13 protein-coding genes are annotated in these 19,340 nt (G+C 41.0%); 12 read left to right on the top strand and 1 reads right to left on the bottom strand.

Annotated features, from left to right (window positions below):
* Window positions 1-15: 15 nt before the first annotated feature.
* From FNT16_RS02240 to FNT16_RS02230, 3 genes are read left to right on the top strand one after another with little or no spacing between them, the layout of a single operon-like run.
* Window positions 16-309 (top strand): hypothetical protein, encoded by a 294-nt coding sequence (locus FNT16_RS02240; protein WP_143870027.1) that lies wholly within the window; start codon window positions 16-18, stop codon window positions 307-309.
* Window positions 310-328: 19 nt separating this feature from the next.
* Complete coding sequence (locus FNT16_RS02235) at window positions 329-1,414, top strand: carbohydrate ABC transporter permease (protein ID WP_143870026.1); 1,086 nt, start codon at window positions 329-331, stop codon at window positions 1,412-1,414.
* Window positions 1,404-2,282 (top strand): carbohydrate ABC transporter permease, encoded by an 879-nt coding sequence (locus FNT16_RS02230; protein ID WP_143870025.1) that lies wholly within the window; start codon window positions 1,404-1,406, stop codon window positions 2,280-2,282. The genes FNT16_RS02235 and FNT16_RS02230 overlap by 11 nt, the downstream gene beginning before the upstream one ends.
* A 96-nt stretch (window positions 2,283-2,378) precedes the next feature.
* Here the strand turns inward: FNT16_RS02230 and FNT16_RS02225 are convergent, their stop codons facing one another.
* Window positions 2,379-3,341 carry a carbohydrate kinase family protein gene (locus FNT16_RS02225; RefSeq protein WP_143870024.1) on the bottom strand — a complete coding sequence of 321 codons (963 nt, stop codon included), beginning with the start codon at window positions 3,339-3,341 and terminating at the stop codon, window positions 2,379-2,381.
* A gap of 246 nt (window positions 3,342-3,587) precedes the next feature.
* On the opposite strand from FNT16_RS02225, the gene FNT16_RS02220 reads away from it, so the two are divergent.
* The 9 genes from FNT16_RS02220 (at window position 3,588) to FNT16_RS02180 (ending at window position 19,268) form a co-directional block, all read left to right on the top strand.
* Window positions 3,588-4,592: a LacI family DNA-binding transcriptional regulator gene (locus tag FNT16_RS02220; RefSeq protein WP_143870023.1), complete on the top strand. Its 1,005-nt coding sequence runs from the start codon at window positions 3,588-3,590 to the stop codon at window positions 4,590-4,592.
* Window positions 4,593-4,807: 215 nt separating this feature from the next.
* Window positions 4,808-6,898, top strand: a complete 2,091-nt coding sequence (locus FNT16_RS02215; RefSeq protein WP_143870022.1) for a glycoside hydrolase family 32 protein — start codon at window positions 4,808-4,810, stop codon at window positions 6,896-6,898.
* A 142-nt stretch (window positions 6,899-7,040) separates the two neighbouring features.
* Entirely contained in the window at window positions 7,041-10,040 is a 3,000-nt protein-coding gene (locus FNT16_RS02210; protein ID WP_143870021.1) for a SusC/RagA family TonB-linked outer membrane protein, read from the top strand.
* 46 nt (window positions 10,041-10,086) lie between these two features.
* Entirely contained in the window at window positions 10,087-11,841 is a 1,755-nt protein-coding gene (locus FNT16_RS02205) for a RagB/SusD family nutrient uptake outer membrane protein (RefSeq protein ID WP_143870020.1), read from the top strand.
* Between the two features lie 55 nt (window positions 11,842-11,896).
* Window positions 11,897-14,956 carry an FG-GAP-like repeat-containing protein gene (locus FNT16_RS02200; RefSeq protein WP_143870019.1) on the top strand — a complete coding sequence of 1,020 codons (3,060 nt, stop codon included), beginning with the start codon at window positions 11,897-11,899 and terminating at the stop codon, window positions 14,954-14,956.
* 190 nt (window positions 14,957-15,146) lie between these two features.
* Window positions 15,147-17,096: a hypothetical protein gene (locus FNT16_RS02195; RefSeq protein ID WP_143870018.1), complete on the top strand. Its 1,950-nt coding sequence runs from the start codon at window positions 15,147-15,149 to the stop codon at window positions 17,094-17,096.
* A 415-nt stretch (window positions 17,097-17,511) separates the two neighbouring features.
* Window positions 17,512-17,961 (top strand): hypothetical protein, encoded by a 450-nt coding sequence (locus FNT16_RS02190; RefSeq protein ID WP_143870017.1) that lies wholly within the window; start codon window positions 17,512-17,514, stop codon window positions 17,959-17,961.
* Between the two features lie 477 nt (window positions 17,962-18,438).
* Window positions 18,439-18,861: a hypothetical protein gene (locus FNT16_RS02185; RefSeq protein ID WP_143870016.1), complete on the top strand. Its 423-nt coding sequence runs from the start codon at window positions 18,439-18,441 to the stop codon at window positions 18,859-18,861.
* Window positions 18,862-18,887: 26 nt separating this feature from the next.
* Window positions 18,888-19,268, top strand: coding sequence for a DUF6559 family protein (locus tag FNT16_RS02180; protein ID WP_143870015.1), 381 nt, complete (start codon window positions 18,888-18,890; stop codon window positions 19,266-19,268).
* Window positions 19,269-19,340: the final 72 nt, after the last annotated feature.

The raw sequence follows: 19,340 nt of genomic DNA, 5'->3' as shown, positions 1-19,340 counted from the left end.
TTTATCCGTTTTATTATGCAGGTTGATGAAATCGCTTTTTTTAACCGAACGACCGGCTTTATCCCTACGTCGCAACAAGCGGCAAACAAATTACCGGAATACCAGCCGGATGGGTCATTAAGAAAACTATATATGCTTTCGCAAAATAATGTTGTGATGCGGCCGGCCACACCTGCCTACCCGGTGATATCTTCAATATTTTCTCAGGCAGTTAGACGAATTGCACAAGGCTCTGATGTGAACGCAACTTTGGATAGAGCGGTCGATGAAATAGAGCTCAATATACTCGACAACCGTGGCTATCAATAAGGTATATGTAATATAAACTATGTCAGTAAAACTATCGGCAGATCAACAGTATCAACTCAGTTATACGGGGATAGGAAATGACAAGCGTCAAGCTAGGGTTATGTTGCTGCCCGCTATTTTTTTATTGGCTATCTTCGTGTTGCTTCCGCTGCTGGTTTCAGTGGGCGTTTCTTTTACCGATGAACGTTTATTGTCACCCAACACTGCAAATTTTGTTGGTTTAGAAAACTACAAGCGTTTGTTGTCGCTTAAACATATTAGTGTTGAAGCGCGAAGAGATAAATCGCTTATTTTTAATGGACAGCGGTATGCCAAGGTGCGTGATATTTTACGCAACAATTCTCAGCTGTATGGTTACTCGGTGTTGGCTGAATTTGAATTTAATAAAAAGCAACAATTTTTACTGGCAAGAGACCCTTTATTTATTCGCTCAGTGTTAAATACCTTTCAATTTGTCGTGATGGTCGTCCCTATTCAGGTTGGTCTTGCCCTGCTATTAGCATTGGCTTTGCGGCGAAATTTTCGCGGTGCATTAGTGTTAAAGTTAATGTTTTTCGCGCCAGTTGTGATGTCTATGGTTGTTGTCTGTGTGATCTGGACATTAATGCTTCATCAGCAGGAAGGGCTGATTAATCAGGCTATCTTATCAATCTGGCCAGACTATCAGGAGATTGACTGGTTAAACGACTCAAATTGGGCACTTTTTGCAATTGCTTGTCTGTCGGCGTGGCAGGGCGTTGGTGTGCAAATGTTGATCATTATCGCGGGATTACAAGGCATACCTAAAATGCTTTACGAAGCCGCCAGTATCGACGGCGCATCAAAATGGGCGCAATTTAGATTTATTACCTTACCTGGCTTAAAACAAACACTGGTGTTTGTTGTGCTTTCAACCACTATTTTCGCATTTTCGTTATTTGTCCAGGTTGATGTGATGACGCAAGGGGGCCCACAGGACGCCACTTCAACCGTGTTATATTTTGCGATTGAAAAGGGCTTTCGTCAGCAACAAATAGCTTACGGTGCGACTGTGTGTATTTTATATTTTATGATGATTTTAATGATTTCAATGTTGCAAAGAAAGTTGCTTAACTATGCAAAATAACTTAGATAAAACAGTTAAACTTATCAAAACAGCAAGTTTATTCGCACTCGGCGTTATTTTTGTATTGCCGATACTTTTTGTTTTTTTTGCCTCTTTTAAAAATGAAAGCCAGATATTTTCTGATGCCGGTTTTTTCAATATGTTTAACCTGTTTGAAGGCGTCGGATTAAAAAATTATCAAACTGTGCTGCAAACCACACCATTTACAACTTACTTATTAAATTCTCTAATCATTACCTCGATATCGGTTGTATTAACAACCTTGATTAATAGCATGGCGGCTTATGCACTGCTTAGATTCCCTTGGGCAAGTAAACAGTTACTTATCTTAGGCCTCTTGGCGTTACTGATTGTGCCTTTTGAAGCGATCGTGCTGCCTTTGGTTTTTATAGTTACGCAATTACCTTGGATTGAGTATCAGAATGAAAGTTGGCAAGTGGTTTATTCTTGGTTTAATAGTTTGCATGTGCAAATTATTCCAGAGCTGGCCAATCCGTTTTTTATATTTTTGTTCTATCAATTTTTTAAAAGTTTACCGAAAGATTATGAAGAAGCGGCGCTTTTAGATGGCGCGAGCATCTGGCAAATATTTTTCAAAATTGTGCTGCCTATGTCTAAACCTGTGCTGGCAGCTGTATTAATTCTGACCTTTTTACGCAGTTGGAATGCGTATTTATTACCCGTTTTGGTTGCCAATGCCGAAAGTGTAAGACCGTTAATGCCGGGGATGCAGCAGTTTTTTCACCATAGTGTGGATTGGGGGGCGGTTATGGCATACGCAAGCATGATTACATTGCCGGTTTTTGTGGTGTTTATCGCCTTGCACAAATATCTTATTTCCAGTATTCAGGCGGGTATGAAGCAATAAATTATCCATAAAAAAAGCCGCTGGGAATAAACAGCGGCAAAACGTCACACATGATAAAGATTGTACATCGGGCTTATAACATGCTGGAGATAGAGGTTAATTTGTTTTCAATTGTTTATCTAAACTTTGTATGGTCGAAAAATCGGTTAAGCCTGTCATCGGCCCTAAGTGCTCACATACAATCCCACTGACCTTATTACCCAACTGAACATAACCTGCTAATTCTGAGAAAGATAATTCGTTTACATTGGCATACGCGAGCTGAAATAAAACAGCACCAATAAAAGAATCGCCAGCGCCAGTTGTATCAATTGGCTTAATTTCATATGCAGGAATAATACCCTGCTCACGTTTTGTTGATAAAAAGCAACCTCGGCTGCCGATTGTAACCGTAATATAGTCAACCCCATACTCGTGCAGCATATTACAACCTTTGGCTAAATCAGATTCGCCGGTCAACAATTCCAGTTCTTCTTCGCTGACTTTTACAAGGTGGGCGCATTTGATAAATTCTAATGAACGTTTAACAAATAATTCTGTTTTACCAGGCCACAAGTCTTCGCGGTAATTCGGGTCAAAGCATATAAACAAACCACTTTTATGGGCGTAGGTGATGGCATTAATATAAGTTTCGTACAACTTGTCACCTAATAGCGCAGTGGCAGAGCCAAGATGCAATATACTATTGTCGAGTAGCGATGTGATTTCTTCCGAGGATAACTCAAACAGAGCATCGGCACCTCGATTAAAAACAAAATCACGTTCACCATCTGCAGCCAAAGAAATAAAAGCCAAAGTGGTTGGCGTGGCAACCCGATGTAAATAATCTATGTTGATACCAAAAGCCTGTAATTCGTTGGCTAAACTTTGCCCAAATGGATCGTTGCCAACCGCCCCGGCAAAAGCAGACGAGCCGCCGAGTTTAGATACGCAAGCAGCAACATTTGCAGGTGCGCCACCTGATTTTTTCAGAAAGTGTTCAGCTTCTAACATGCTTTTTCCGCTATCCGAGCACACAAAGTCTATTAGCAACTCACCGATACAAACAACATTTTTCATTGAACTATTCGCTTATTCTCAAATCATTGCTAAAGTATAAATGTTGAAACAACGTTGTCAAATTGTTTCGGTACAAATTTAGAGCGACTTTTTACAGATACCTTCACAATATAGGTGAAATAGGTGAAATAGGTGAAATAGGTGAAACTTGTTTCTTAAATCGTATTTATAGATAATCGCATGCTAAGATAAGTTAAAACATCGTTGTATTTATTGTCGTAATTGATTGTTGAGTGAAACGTATACATGGTAACTATAAAACAAGTCGCAAAAAGAGCGGGTGTATCCTTTAAAACGGTATCTCGGGTTGTCAATAATGATCCAACCGTGAAAGCGGAAAACCGTGAGAAAATACTGGCTGCAATTGAAGAGCTCGGCTACCAGCCCAATTTAGCGGCACGCATGGTACGTAAAAAAAACTCAGATGTGATTGGATTTATTTCAGACGAGATATCAACAACCCCATCATCTGTTGATATTTTACGCGGTGCGCAGGACAGGGCATGGGAACTGGGCAAAACCCTAATGGTTTTTAACCTAGATCATAAAAAACCGACACCGATAAAATTATTAGAAGAGTGCCGCCAGCACAGAGCGGAAGGCGTTATATATGGCGCAATGTACCATCAGCCTGTAGAATTACCCGAAACGTTTGATAAACAACCCACGGTTATGGTTAATTGTTTTGATCCAAATGTAGAACGCGCCAGCATTGTACCGGACGATCAACAGGCCGCATATGATGTCACCATGCAATTGCTGAACAAAGGATATAAGAGAATTGCTTTTTTAAACTTAAATCCAGAAATTGTTGCAGCAAAACTGCGTCTTGCTGGTTTTGAGCAAGCATTGCAGGAGTTCAACATAGAGCAATCTAATTATTTGGTTGAAACGGTTGAGCGAGTGATAGACGGACACACGAGTGACGTAACACGTGAAGTGGCTGAGCGGGTAATCGAAGAGTTCAAACCAGATGCGATTTTATGCGGTAAAGATCTTGTTGCCTTGCGTTTATACTTTGTTTTAGAACACAAAGGCTTGCGGGTTGGGCAAGATATCGGGGTCGCAAGTTTTGATGATTGGGACTGTATACCGCAATTGTTGGTTCCGGCATTATCATCTGTCGCATTGCCTTATTATCAAATGGGGCGCGCAGCCGTTTCCAGAATTGTTGAGATGGTTGGCGATAAGCAGGTCTCTACACATATTGATCGTGTAAAATGTCAAATCTCGTCGCGTGAGTCATTTTAAGTACGCTGTACCGCTTTTAATATGTGGTATTTTTGATAATTTTTTATCTTAAACGATAAAGTTTAAAAACTTAATAAATTTAAATAGTTACCGCCAGTATTCATCTACTATCCTTACTTTATATGTTTTATTTTTGTAAAAACATTTGCAAACAACGTTGTTTTTGATTTATAGTTCAGACAACGTTGTTAATTTGTTAGAACTGGTATATAAATATGAAAAAAGTTTATCCATTGATTGCTGCTGGCTTGTTGACGGCATGTAGTCAAAGCAATATAGACTCTTTGTCTCAAGCACAAGTAGTCTCAGGAGAAGAGAAAGTGAATGCGGCTAACTCATTTCATTATCAAGATCACCATAGACCGCAGTTTCACTTTACCCCACAAGCCAATTGGATGAATGATCCCAACGGAATGGTATATCACAATGGTGAATATCATTTATTTTTTCAGTACTATCCTGACGATACGGTTTGGGGTCCTATGCATTGGGGGCACGCTGTCTCTAAAGATTTAGTGCATTGGGAAGAATTACCAATTGCGTTATATCCAGATGAGCATGGTTGGATTTTTTCAGGCAGTGCCGTTGCTGATGTAAACAACACTTCAGGTTTAGGGACTAAAGAAAATCCGCCGCTTATTGCAATCTATACTTATCACAATGAACCCGAGCGCTTAGCGGGTAGCAAAAACTATCAAACTCAGGGCATTGCTTATAGTTTAGATAATGGCCGCAGCTGGACTCCATATAAAGGTAACCCTGTATTAATCGGTCCAAATATTCCAGATTTTCGGGACCCGAAAGTTGCTTGGTATGAACCGGATCAAAAATGGATCATGACTTTAGCAGTGGACGATCATGTTAGCTTTTATTCTTCACCTAATTTAATTGACTGGAAATTTGAAAGTGACTTTGGCATTGATGCCGGTACGCATGGCGGCGTTTGGGAGTGTCCTGACTTAATCAAAATGCCGGTTGAAGGAAGTGACGAAGAAAAATACGTTTTATTAGTCAGTATTAATCCGGGTGGTCCAAATGGAGGCTCCGCAACTCAATATTTTGTCGGTGACTTTGACGGTCATAAATTCACATTAGATCCGAAAATGAAACAAGAAGTCAGCAAGATCCCAGCGCATTTCCCGGAAGGTCAGGTGTTTGCTGATTTTGAGAACGATTTTTCCGAGTGGACATTAACCGGAACCGCGTTTTCAGCTGGTCCAGTCGCCGGTAATTACCCGAATCAAGGCAGCGTAAGTAACTACATTGGTAAAAGATTAGTGAACTCTTTTTATAAAGGAGATGCAGCAACCGGCGCGATGACGTCTAAAACATTTACAATTGAACAACCATATATCAATTTGTATGTCGGTGGTGGTATGCACCCGGGCAAAACAGCCGTTAATCTTTTGGTGGATGGTGAAGTTGTCAAAACCGCGACCGGCCCTAACAATGAACGTTTAGAGATCACCAGTTGGGATGTATCAGATTTGACTGGTAAAGATGCGCAAATCGAAATTATTGACCGCGTTGCTGGTGGTTGGGGGCATATTAATGTCGACCATATTGTTTTTTCGAACAAAGCAGCACATACAGATATAGAGCCGGCTGTCTGGTTAGATTACGGGACCGACAATTATGCGGGCGTGACTTGGTCTAATGTACCGCAAGAAGATGGACGTTTCTTATTTATCGGCTGGATGAGCAACTGGTTATACGCTAATAACACGCCAACGGATAGATGGCGCAGCGCGATGACCATACCGCGTGAATTGCAACTGTATAAATCTCAAGCGGGTTACCGTGTGCGTTCTGTACCTGTGGATGAGTTAGATAAACTCAGATCTACCACGCATATCGATTCAAATACCCTAGTATATGGTCGTACTGATTTAACCAGATTGGCCGGATTTAACAGTGCCCAATTTGAGTTTAATGCAACGGTAGATGCCCAAACCGCTGAACAATTTAGCATTGATATTGCCAATGCGGTGGGTGAGAAAGTCTCAATAGTATTTGATCGTGAAAATAATCAACTTGTATTAGACAGAAGAAATTCAGGTAAATCACGTTTTCATGGTTCGTTTGCAATCGAGCAATTTGCCCCACTGGACGGCGAGCAAAGTGAATATCAAATCACCGTTTATCAAGATGCTTCTTCAACAGAACTGTTTGTAAATAATGGCGAAATTGTGATGACTGCACTAGTCTTTCCTAATCAAGACTACAGCAAGGTTATCATTAATTCTGATGAAGAAATTAAATTGAAAAGTTGGTCATTGCACGAACTGACATCGATTTGGAAGTAAACAAATAAGGCAAGCAAGGACGCTGGCTCGAAAATCTCTGACCTTGCAGGAAAATATCAGTTGTCAGATAAATTAACAAATAAATTAAACAACGTTGTAATTGTTGTTGATTGATAACCTAGAAACATGGGGACACACAAGCATGAAAATGTTCAAGTTAAATCCGTTTAGTAGCAAAAATGCGCTCCCACAATTATGTGGTTCGCTATTGTTAATGTTACCAGCTGCAGGCTATGCAGCTGAAGCAAATGAGCAAGAAGAATGTACACCAGAGCAAATTGAACTCGGTGCAGAAGGTTGTGATATTGCAATCGAAGAAACCATCATAGTGACAGGTTATAGTACCCAGCGTAAAGAAGACTTAACAGGTGCAATATCTGTTGTTGAGTTAGGGGATATTGAAGACTTGCCTGCGGGCAATATCATGAAAAACCTGCAAGGTAAAATTCCAGGTTTATCCATTAGAACGGATGGTAACCCAGGTTCTACTGCCTCTATTCGTATTCGTGGGCAGGGGATTGGTCGCTTAGGTAACAACGATCCACTTTATATTATTGATGGCATCCCAACAAAATTAGGCATGCACGAATTAAACTCACGTGATTTTGCATCTATTCAAGTTTTAAAGGATGCATCAGCTGCCAGTATTTATGGTGCGCGTTCAGGTAATGGTGTTATTGTCATTACAACGAAAAATGGCGCGTCACAAGACATTAAATTTGATGTTGCATATAGCCAGTCTACCCAAGATTTTAGTTACGATTTAAATCCTCTCAATACAGAGCAGCGTGCACAGGTGATCTGGCAAGCCGCGGTTAATGACGGCAGCGATCCAAATGCAGCCAGTCCACTATATCAGTATGACTGGAACGGTGATTATGCAAGCCCACAGCTTAATAAAATCATACTGCCTAATTCGTTAGATCAAGAAGGCAATACAACACCCGCTGTGCCGGGGACTGACTGGTTTGGGGAAGTGATCCAAACTTCGAAAATCCGTGATTTTCATGTTTCAGCATCAGGCGGTTCAGATCGCGGGCATGGTTATATTTCACTGGGCTACTTTGACGCAGAAGGTGTTGTAAAGGGCTCTAAGTTTGAGCGTATCTCGTTTAGAGCAAACTCTCGTTATGAAATCATCGATGATGTTTTCGCGGTAGGCGAAAACTTAACCGTGACGCATCAAGTAGAAAATCAGAACAACCGAGATGCAGGTAATATCGTTAGTTTGGCGATAGAGCAACAGTCGATAGTGCCGGTTTATAACGATGATGGTAGTGATTTTGGTGGTCCACGCTCAGGTATTAATGACCGTCGTAACCCAGTTTCACTAATTGAAGGCAATAAAGGTAATGACAGTCGTTATAACCGTTTAATGGGTAATGTATTTGCCGAATTAAAACCAATAGATGGTTTAACGCTACGTTCAAACTTTGGTTTGGATTATGGCCAATTTTATTATCGTCGATTATTCCCAACGGTATCAGAAGGGAACTTATATAACGAAGAGCGGATCACGACACAAGATAACTGGGAACAAACAACCGTATGGTCAAACACAGCCGAATATAAAACCACGTTTGACAAAAAGCACAATTTAACTGTGCTGGCAGGTACCGAAGCAATCGAATTTGAGCGTGAAGGCTTTTTTGTATCTTCTACCGGATTATTGGTTGAAGACAGAGACTACGCATTTTTAGATGCGGCGACCGGTGGTGGTGTAGTTGCAGGTGGCGGGGATGAGTGGTCACTTAACTCATACTTTGCAAAAGTAGATTACAACTATGACGATAAATACCTTTTGTCAGGTACGATTCGCCGCGATGGCTCTTCACGATTTGGTGACAACAATCAATATGGTAACTTTCCGGCATTTTCCGGTGGTTGGGTTGTCAGCAACGAAGATTTCTTCGATGTTCCGTTAGTATCTACGTTAAAACTTCGTGCTAGCTGGGGTCGTACCGGTAATCAAGAAATTGATACCAGAGCAACAACCTTTACTTATCAAACTCTTTATTCAACGCCGTCTGTTTTTACCACAGAACAAGACAATGGTACGGCATACGATATCGGCGGTAATGATCAAGGCGTATTGCCATCTGGTTTCGTCCGTACACAAACAGCCAACCCAGATCTAAAATGGGAAACCTCTGAAATGGTCAACTTCGGTGTCGATTTCAGTCTATATTACGGCACGATTTACGGTACGTTGGATATTTTTGACAAAGAAACCAGCGACATTTTGACCGTTACTTCACCATTGGCGACATTAGGGGAAGGCGCTCAGCAAATTGTTAATGGTGGTACGGTCACCAACAAAGGTTGGGAATTCACTCTTGGATACGACGACTACGTAGAAATTGATGGCATTGGCGAAATCAAATTTGATGTCTTTGCTAACTTATTTAGTAGCGACAACGAAGTAACCTATCTACCTGAAAACGTTAAAAATACCTTCGGCGGTAACGGTGACGACATCACTATTTTAGGGCACTCAGTTAATGCTAACTATGGTTATGTTGCGGATGGCTTATTTCAAAGTGACGCAGAAGTTAACGAACATGCTGATCAAACGGGTGCTGCACCGGGTCGTATTCGTTACGCTGATTTAAATCAAGATGGTGTGATTGATGATAAAGATCAGATGTTCTTTGCCGAGATGGATCCAGATTATGAATATGGTTTTGGTATTAATCTTGAGTATGAAAACTGGGACTTCAGCATGTTCTGGCAAGGTATTGAAGGCGGTCAAATTCGCAATGGCTGGCGTAACTTTACTGACTTAGTTTCAGTCGGTACAACCAGTAACTTTGGCGATCGAGTACTATCAGCCTGGACACCTGAAAATTCAAACTCTGATATACCGGCACTTTCTTTACAAGATACCAATGGTGAAGGTAGAAACTCTACATTCTATTACGAAGATGCATCTTATTTAAAACTTCGCAATATCACCTTGGGTTACAAACCTGATGATAAAACGGTTCGCGACTGGGGCATAAGCAATATCCGAGTTTACTTGTCAGCGTCAAACTTATTGACGTTTACACCGGATGGCACCATCAGCCAAGACCCAGAAACGCCTGATGCCACTTTCCCGGTACCACGCACCATTACATTTGGTATCGACGTTGGTTTCTAAGCTAACTATGTGTAATAACTCAGGAAACGTATTTAGAGAGAAGATTATGAAAAACTTAAAAAAACTTATTAGCGCATCCGTATTGGCGGGCATGCTTTCAGCATGTGGGGCCGATTTAGACGAACCAGAACCGAAAGCCGTGCTTGGGCCAGATGCAGTAACAGAAGAAGATAATATCGATCGTTTAGTTATTGCGGCCTATGCATTCTTAGGTAACGATCACTACTCAATTCCACATTCATTTTGGCTCACTGGTAATCTACGTGCCGGTGATGCACATAAAGGGGGAGATGGGATTGATGATGTACAGTGGGGACATGAACTTTCAGTTTTTACTGGCCTAAAGCCCGACTTATCTCAGTTACCTCGTGACTTTATTGATATTAACAACAACCAATGGGTACGCTGGTATGCGGCCGTTTCACGTGCCAATGCGGCCTTGTCAGCAATGCAAGCTGCTAATGCAGATGAGCCCGCTAAAGAAGCAGAGCTTAGATTTGTGCGCGCAATCTTTTATTTTTGGTTGAAGATTCATTATAAACATATACCGGTTATACCAGCAGACGCTTTACCGGCTGAAGTTGCGCAAATTGGTAACCGTGATATGACCGACCAAGAAAGTTGGCAGTTTATTGTGGATGAGTTTGCCTTTGCTGCAAATAATTTGCCTGAAGTACAAGATGATGTAGGTCGAGCAAATAAATATTCAGCGCAAGCTTTCCAAGCAAAAGCATTATTGTTTAAAGCTTATGTACAAGATGAAAATCATCAAGTGACTAGCATTAACCAAAATGAATTGGCAGAGGTCGTGAGCTTAACCGAAAGTATCATTTCATCGGGTGAATATGCATTAAATGACGATTACGCAAATAACTTCTTGTACGAACACGAAAATAGTAATGAATCAGTCTTTTCTATTCAGCGTTCTCAGCAAGATGGTTCGCAAGATGGTAAAGGCGCGTTTGCGTTTGCCCTAAACGGCCCGCAAGCTGAAATTGACGGTTTTTACGGTTGTTGTGGTTTCCATGTGCCAACAGACAATTTTGTCAATGCGTTTAAAACAGATGCGACAACAGGTCTACCTTTGTTCGACAGCTACAATGACACTATTTACGTTTATGCCGATCCGGTTGACCCTCGCTTAGACCATACGGTTGCGATGGAAGATAAACCCGTTAAGTATGACGCCAATGTAGTGCATGGCGGCGCTGACTGGGCTCGTAAAGCGGATCAATATGGTTCACATACTTCGATAAAAGAACTCGAATTACCTTCATGTAACTGTTTAATGAAAAACGGTAATAACGATGTTAAACCATTTACCTTAACTTCAATGAACACACCTATCTTGCGTTATTCAGATGTATTGTTAATGCAAGCCGAAGCTTTGATTGAAATTGGTGGTAATGACAATTTAGAAAAAGCACGTGGATTGATTAATCAATTGCGTACCCGAGCCAAAAATAGCACAGACAAATTAACTACTGCTGGTGTACAAAGTAACTACAAAGTTGAAGAGTATAGCCAAGCATTTGTTGACCAAGATGAAGCGCGTAAAGCGTTACGTTGGGAGCGTCGTCTAGAATTAGGCTTAGAAGGGCATAGATTCTTTGATTTAGTTCGCTGGGGCGTTGCTGCATCTTGGTTAAATGACAGCTATTTCCCTAAAGAAATGGAGCGTAAAGCTTACTTAGCGGGTGCTCAATTCACGGCAGGTAAACATGAATATTTACCTATTCCGTTAGAGCAAATCATCTTAAGCCGCAACGGCAAAGAGTACGTGCAAAACCCAGGTTATTAATCTGCTTTAAAGGGGTTGCAGCTATGCTGCAACCCTGCTTTTGTAAGAGGTAAATATGCGTTATCTATACTTTGTTTTGTTCTTATCAACACTGATTAGCTGTGGTGGCGGTTCAAATTCTGATGCTTCGAATGGTAACTCAGACACACCCACACCAGAACAACCACAAACAGAACAAACTATAGATGATGAAATCGAGCGCCTAGCAGCGCTTCAATCTTTTAATACAACGTCTGTTAAACCACAGCATGATTTAAAAGCACAAGGTGCTGTTTTTCAGTTGGGTAAAGCCCTTTTCTTTAGCACAGACTTGAGCATGCAAGATGACGTGGCGTGTGTATCTTGCCATCATCCTGAATTAGGTGGGGGCGATGCATTGTCTTTACCTATTGGTGTTGATTCGTTAAATAAAAATATGATTGGGCCGGGCAGAACGCATGATGGAGAGCGCAGTAAAGACCCTTTGGCAGACGGTGGGCCAAATGTGCCACGAAATGCACAAACCACATTTAATCTGCATGTATATACCGACCATATGTTTTGGGATGGTCGCATAGAACAATTAGCAGACGGGATAAAAACACCTGATAGCATCGCAAAACAAGCCGACCCAAATGTTGGCGTTGACTTAGTAGAAGCGCAAGCGCGCTTTCCAATTGTATCAACCAACGAGATGTTTGGTCATGGTAGTGATGCGGGTAAATCCAATACTGAAAAGCGCCAATTATTAATCAATAAACTACAACAAAAACAAACATGGTTAACGCTTTTTTCAGAGGCCTTTGCTTCAGACAATAGCGACAATGCAGAAAATTTAGTGACAGTAGATAATATTGCTAAAGCACTTGCACACTACCAAAAATCGCAAGTATTTATTGAATCCCCTTGGTTTGACTATTTGGCAGGTGACAAAACGGCAATTTCAGAATCAGCCAAAAAAGGTGCATTATTGTTTTACAAGCCGCTTGGACAAGGTGGTTACGGCTGTAATGCCTGCCACAGTGGTGCAGGTTTTACCGACAATCAATTTCATAATATTGCTGTACCGCAAATTGGTCGCGGCAAAAATACAGCTGCTTTTGACACCGGTCGTGCACTCGTAACCTCGTTGCAGCAAGACAAATACAGCTTCCGTACACCTAGTTTATTGAACATAGAGGTGACTGCGCCTTACGGGCACTCGGGTGCATATTTAACGTTAGAGCAAATTGTTAAACACCATGTTGGTGTTGAAAAAGCGTTAAACGAATTTGACTATACATTAAACGACAACCCATTATTTGCGCATTTACCGGTAGACAGCCAGCGCAACAAAGATCGCAGCAGTCGCGCATTTGAAATTTGGCAAACCTCGCCAGACAGAGACTTGTTGGCTACATCTGTATTTGGCCAGAGCAATATAAATGACTTAGTTGCATTTTTAAAAACGTTAACTGACCCTTGCACGAAAAGCCAAGCATGTCTACAAGCTTGGGTTGAAACAGAATCGCTTGCTAGCGAATCTCATGATACGGCAGAGCTGGCATTGTTATCCCCTGATTTTGCAACCTTCAGTGAGCAGGTTAATACTTGGCAACCACCCATTCACAGCGGTGACGGAGCCGAACAAGATATCGACGAAACCGCTGCATTTACCTACGCCAGTTCGTTAACAGGCTTAGACTATAGTTTATCAGCAGCTGAATTTACCGACGAAATGCACACCATAGCGGGTGGGGTCAGTGTCGCGGATATCGATCAGGATGGTTGGCTAGATATATTTGTGAGCCATGGTAATCAGCCCGGTAAATTGTTTAGAAACAACCAAGGTGTATATGAAGAAGTAACCTCAACTTACTTAGCCAGTTTACAAGGTATTCACTTTAGCTCGCTATTTATCGATTTAAATGCAGATACTTGGCCGGATTTAATTGTGCTTAACGACGATATCAACATGGGCTATTTGCAAGTATTTATCAATCAGGCAGGGAACGGGTTTGTTGAAGACACAAGCAAAAAAGGATTGCAGTTTAGCCGTTTCTCGCACTCTATTGCAGCAGGTGATTATGATGCCGATGGCGATTTAGATTTATACGTAACCCATTGGAACACAGGGCGGATAAAACCAGTGAGTCGTGAAAATTTATGGCGTAATGATAATGGCACGTTTACCGATGTTAGCCACTTATTGCCGCCAACTCGTAGGTCGCAATTATACGGTGATATTGATATGCAATTTACCCCAGCGTTTTACGACTACGATCAAGATGGTCGCTTAGACATCCTTATAGCTGCAGATTTTGGTACATCGCAAGTGCTAAAAAATACTGGCGAGGCAGGATTTATCGATGTAACACCAAGCAGTATAACGGATGAAAACGGCATGGGCAGTGCGCTAGGTGATTATGACAATGATGGCGACTTAGACTGGTTTGTATCATCCATTTGGAATCCATCAGTTCATAAAGCGTACGATGGCGGAGAATCGGGCAATAGAATGTATAGAAACGATAACGGCACATGGATTGATACCACAGAAAGTACAGGTGTACGTTTCGGTTATTGGGGGTGGGGAGCGTGTTTCGCCGACTTCAACCAAGACGGTTGGGATGATTTATTTCACACCAACGGTATGACAGATGGCCGTATTGCCAGTGAATCAGAAGTCAGCCAATTTTTTGATGACCCAAGCCGCTTATATATCAATCAACAGAATTCGACGTTTACAGAAGAATCTGTTGAGTGGGGGATCTCACACACGGGTCAAGGCCGCGGGATAAGTTGTTTTGATTTTGATAACGATGGTGACCAAGACATCCTAATCGCCCACAACGGTAAAGCACCTCAGTTGTATAGGAACAATAATCAAGGTAATTATTTAAATATTCAACTTCAGCAATCAGGAAATAATCGGCAGGCGATTGGCGCAAAAGTAACGGTAGTGACTGATGTCGGCAGTCAAACAAAATGGCTGACATTAAACTCAAACTATATGTCTAATAATCCAGCGGTTGTTTATTTTGGATTGGGGCAAGCTCAGAGCATAACGCACGTAGAAGTTGTATGGCCAGATGGTAGCACAACCACACAACAGCAAGTTGCGTTTAATCAGGCCTTTGTTATCACTAAAGAGTAAAATATTTGTTGTAAATGTTGCAAATCGGGTTGTTATTAAATATATTAAAACAACGTTGTTAATTTATTGGGTTGCAAGCAGCACCTTGTAACTCAAGATAGTTTGAACAAGATACAACGTGACTATTTAGGTGGATTTTTACACTCAAATAAAACAACGTTGTTATTGTTTTTATTCATGGGGATCAGAAATGAAAAATTTAAGTTCTATAGCGGGATTAACCGCACTCACGATTGCATTAGCGGGTTGCAAAACCGGCATTGAAGATGCGCCAACTCAAACGGTGAATTCCGGAAATACTGAAGTGGTGATATCCGATCCACCCGAGCCGCCAAAAGAGTCTTATCAAGAAACTGGCGTAGATCAAACACTCAACAATGTCAGTGTCGCGCCTGATGCGTTTACTCAAGTGATTGGCAGTTTCGACAATGCGACTGCAACTTTAGATGCCGGTTGGGTGGCTAGTGGCGCCTTTGATAACCCGGCAAGCGCTGCAAGCTGGGCGTTTTTGCCAGACAACCAAGCATCTAATGAAACTGAGCCAACCGCATTTGTTGGTTTGCACGGTGTTTCTACCTGTGAAATTAACGAAAATGCGCAAGGCTGTGATGGCCCAACTGGAACTTTATTATCACCATTTTTTAAAGTGGAATCTGCGCGCCCATATTTAAGATTGCTGATGTCCGGCGGTAACCCTGAAGGGAGCAATGATGTCGGCATAAGAGTATTAGATGAAAGCGGCAATGAAGTTACACGCATGAACCCAGGCAATTGTGGCGGTGCTTGGAATAAATCAAACGACGATTGGCAAAGCATAGATTTAACGACATACGCTGGAAAATTTGTTCAAGTTGAAATTTACGATAACGAAGACGCAGGTTGCGGTTTTATTGCATTTGATCATTTACATATGAGTGCATTTGCTTCATTGGTAACCGATTATTCAGAAACAGATGTTGATCAGTCTTTATTGAATGTGAGCGTATCGAACGACTCATTTAGCCAAGTTATCGGTAGTTTTGATGATGCACAGGCTATGTTAGAGAGTGGTTGGAGTGCGACAGGCGCTTTTGCATCTCCGGCCAGCGCTACTAGCTGGGCATTTTTACCGGATAAAAACATGACGGGTGATACACCAGCTGCTGGCGTAGTTGGCTTGCACGCGGCATCAACTTGTGAAATCAACGAAAATGAAGCTGGCTGTGATGCGCCAACAGGCACACTAACATCGCCGCTATTTTTGGTGAACGAAGCGCGCCCTGTGTTAAATATGTTGTTATCGGGTGGTAACCCAGAAGGCAGCAATGACGTTGGTATGAAAATATTAGCTGCAGATGGCAGTGAAATCGCCAGCTACAACCCGGGCACCTGTGGAGATGCATTTGTAAAAGGCGATCACAACTGGGTATCTCACGATTTAACCGATTTTATTGGCCAGAATGTTAGAGTTGAAATTTACGATAATGAAGACGCTGGTTGTGGTTTTATTGCCTTTGACCATTTACATATGAGCGCCTCAGCAGGGCCGGCAAATGATTATAAAGAAGTAAATCCTGATCAAAGCGTTGCTAATGTTACTGTGGCAGACGATAGTTTTGCCCAGGTTATTGCCAGTTTTGACAACCCCGCCGCTATGATTGCCAATGGCTGGCAGGCAACGGGTGACTTTGTCCCAGCTGAAGGTACATCAGGCTGGACTTTTTTACCGGATAATCACTCAGGTGATAATGGTGAAAAAAATGCTCAAGTTATAGGTTTATCAGCCGGTTCAACTTGTGAAATTAATGACAACGCGAGTGGTTGCGATGCACCTACTGGCACAATCACTTCACCACAATTTGTGGTCAATGCAGAACGTCCTTATTTAAATGTTAATCTAGGCGGTGGCGATGCAGGCAAAGCAGTTGGCTTAAAAGTGTTAAATGCCAACGGTGAAGAGGTAGCTATTACCCAGCCGCAAACCTGTAACCAAGCTTGGTTAGGCGCAGGTGGGGTAGTGGACACCAACTGGCATACTTTAGACTTGTCTGACTATATTGACCAAAGCGTACAAGTTGAGCTCTTCGATAATGAATCGGGCGGATGTGGTTTCCTTTCATTTGACCACATTCATATGAGTGCAACTCAGCTCGAGCAGTAGTTAAACTTAGCACGGAACCAAATTGGGTTCCGTGCTTTTATTAATAGTGGGCCTGAATTTAGACATATAAAATTCAGATCGCAGCCGCGTTAAGCATATCAAATCCAGTGTTAATATATATACAGGTCCTTATGTTTTTACCGGAATAGAAAATCATATTGAATATGCGCATAGAGATCATTTAGGTTCAGTTGAAGCTGTGTCCGATGAAATTCGAACAGTAAGGTTCAGCGAAATATCTTATCGGCATTATTGGAAGCAAACAGGTGTTTTTAAAGAAGGTAGGCTATTAGGCTATATAGATTAACCATCTGATTATTAAGTATAAAAAATTTAATAAAGGCTTGATAACTGAGTATAAAGAACTTCGATTTTGTGGAGTAACAGTCTGATAAAGGTTAGAAATTTTATATTTATGATGTTGGTTTTAACTCTAAGTGGTTGTTTTAACGAACCAGTAGAGTATAGGGATTTAATATTTAAGCAAAATGAATGGATAATAGTTGAAGCTCAAAATTTACACAATACAACCGAGTTAGTGTACGGTGCATTTAGAGTGACATCATTCAAAGTCGATGATAAACGTCATAGTTTAATGAATTATGAGTGGATACTTCCGGGTTGTGATGGAAAGGTCTATATGCCGGATAAATGCAGTGGAATAGGTCACGGTGAGGTTGTTGATTCGGGTAAAATATCATTTAGTCAATTTTTTATATCAATTGATTTAGGGTTTGGTTGTTGTCGAATTGCCAAGCCAATTAATCTCCCCTCTCAGTCTAAATACAGACAAGTTAGCTTTAAAAATAGTGAACTGACAGGCGAAGGGGCTTTATTTCGTAAACACTTGCATTCTTTTTTCTAACTTAAAAGCAAAGTGGGCAAAAGTAGATGACGCTAATCGAGCGTATGAAATTTATTGTGATGCTGCATGTCAAAACTCGGCAGAGTTGGATTGTAATGGGCGTTGGGTAATCAACTACTGATGCATTCAAATAGGCTTTCCTTTAACCATAGAATTCTTGGTGTCTGGAGTTTCTGCATTCGGGGGTGCCAATACCACTGAGTATGCTGTTACTTTAACTAGTGCTTTGAATACATTTTATAGTCCCGACGGGGTAGATTTTAGTAAACTTAAAGGGAGGGGCATTCGACCTTATATTGAGGAAGTTGACTCTGTTTGGAGAAAAAGAATTATTCGCCCCGATTTAATAAGGAGAGATAAATAGTGCATAAGTCCCTTTGCTTCGGAGTTTTGAGGTTTCTCATTTTATTATTCTGTACGTTTATTTTGTTAGGTATTTTCAGCAACGGAGCTTATACCGTAAGTAATGTGCTTATCGTGTTGTTTATTAATTTTGTGCTATTGGGTTGTTACAACACATATAGGCAGTACTTAATCGCTAAACAGTTAACGACTAAAGACTATATTAAATTTAAGCGTAAAAACCGACCTCGAGTTCCTGAGTTGAAGTGGCAGGGACATACCTGTGAAAACCAGATTGGGATTAACAAAAATAGCTTGTTTGGTTTAGTTTGGTTGAATGAAAAAGGTATTCATATCTACTTTTATACACTTATATTTTGTGGACCGGTGTTTATTGCTTGGAAAAATGTAGTATCGTTAAAACGATTACCCATAGAATCGGTTAGTGATAGCTATTATGTTAGGGTTTATTTAGATTGCTCTAATTGCGAATTGTTTATTCCAATTTGTTTTATGTATGAAAAATTCATTCCAAACAGTGTTGGTGTCAGTGACTAAAATTTAAAGCTTGTAGGTATGCTTAAATGGTAAATATTATACAAAAAATAATTGTTAGAAATATAGTGAATGATTTATCGATAAAACTGGCGAGCTCGTTTGGTAAAAGCGATTTTTATACAAAAAAGCAAGTTGTCTGCAGCCTCCAAAGGGGATTTTGGTTTTATCGTTACAAGCGTGAAATCGCGCAAGTGATGTTTTGTAAGCAAAGTGATATCGATATATCAGAGCACAGGTATGTTGAGCTACGCCAAGTTATCGCAAAATTGTTGTTCGAGAAAAATGTTGATTTTACCGCTAAGTCGTTAAGAAGCTTTGCGAGGTTGGACGGGGTACCTGACGCAAATTTAAAAACTAGTAGCACTTTTTCTGAAAACCATTCTGATACCAGCGACAGCGGAGACTAAATCTATTAAAATTAACACTTTGGTAAAGCTACGAAACCTTAAAGAATTAAGTAAATATATCGTCTTAAGCTT

Source organism: Catenovulum sediminis (assembly GCF_007289895.1).
Classification (GTDB): domain Bacteria; phylum Pseudomonadota; class Gammaproteobacteria; order Enterobacterales; family Alteromonadaceae; genus Catenovulum; species Catenovulum sediminis.
The sequence above is the reverse complement of the archived record's forward strand: the minus strand, read 5'-3'. Positions and strand labels throughout refer to the sequence as shown.

Bases quoted from the DNA above. Each gene is read 5' to 3' on its own strand.
- FNT16_RS02240 (WP_143870027.1), top strand. From the start codon at position 16: ATGCAGGTTGATGAAATCGCTTTTTTTAACCGAACGACCGGCTTTATC.
- FNT16_RS02235 (WP_143870026.1), top strand. From the start codon at position 329: ATGTCAGTAAAACTATCGGCAGATCAACAGTATCAACTCAGTTATACG.
- FNT16_RS02230 (WP_143870025.1), top strand. From the start codon at position 1,404: ATGCAAAATAACTTAGATAAAACAGTTAAACTTATCAAAACAGCAAGT.
- FNT16_RS02225 (WP_143870024.1), bottom strand. From the start codon at position 3,341: ATGAAAAATGTTGTTTGTATCGGTGAGTTGCTAATAGACTTTGTGTGC.
- FNT16_RS02220 (WP_143870023.1), top strand. From the start codon at position 3,588: ATGGTAACTATAAAACAAGTCGCAAAAAGAGCGGGTGTATCCTTTAAA.
- FNT16_RS02215 (WP_143870022.1), top strand. From the start codon at position 4,808: ATGAAAAAAGTTTATCCATTGATTGCTGCTGGCTTGTTGACGGCATGT.
- FNT16_RS02210 (WP_143870021.1), top strand. From the start codon at position 7,041: ATGAAAATGTTCAAGTTAAATCCGTTTAGTAGCAAAAATGCGCTCCCA.
- FNT16_RS02205 (WP_143870020.1), top strand. From the start codon at position 10,087: ATGAAAAACTTAAAAAAACTTATTAGCGCATCCGTATTGGCGGGCATG.
- FNT16_RS02200 (WP_143870019.1), top strand. From the start codon at position 11,897: ATGCGTTATCTATACTTTGTTTTGTTCTTATCAACACTGATTAGCTGT.
- FNT16_RS02195 (WP_143870018.1), top strand. From the start codon at position 15,147: ATGAAAAATTTAAGTTCTATAGCGGGATTAACCGCACTCACGATTGCA.
- FNT16_RS02190 (WP_143870017.1), top strand. From the start codon at position 17,512: ATGATGTTGGTTTTAACTCTAAGTGGTTGTTTTAACGAACCAGTAGAG.
- FNT16_RS02180 (WP_143870015.1), top strand. From the start codon at position 18,888: ATGGTAAATATTATACAAAAAATAATTGTTAGAAATATAGTGAATGAT.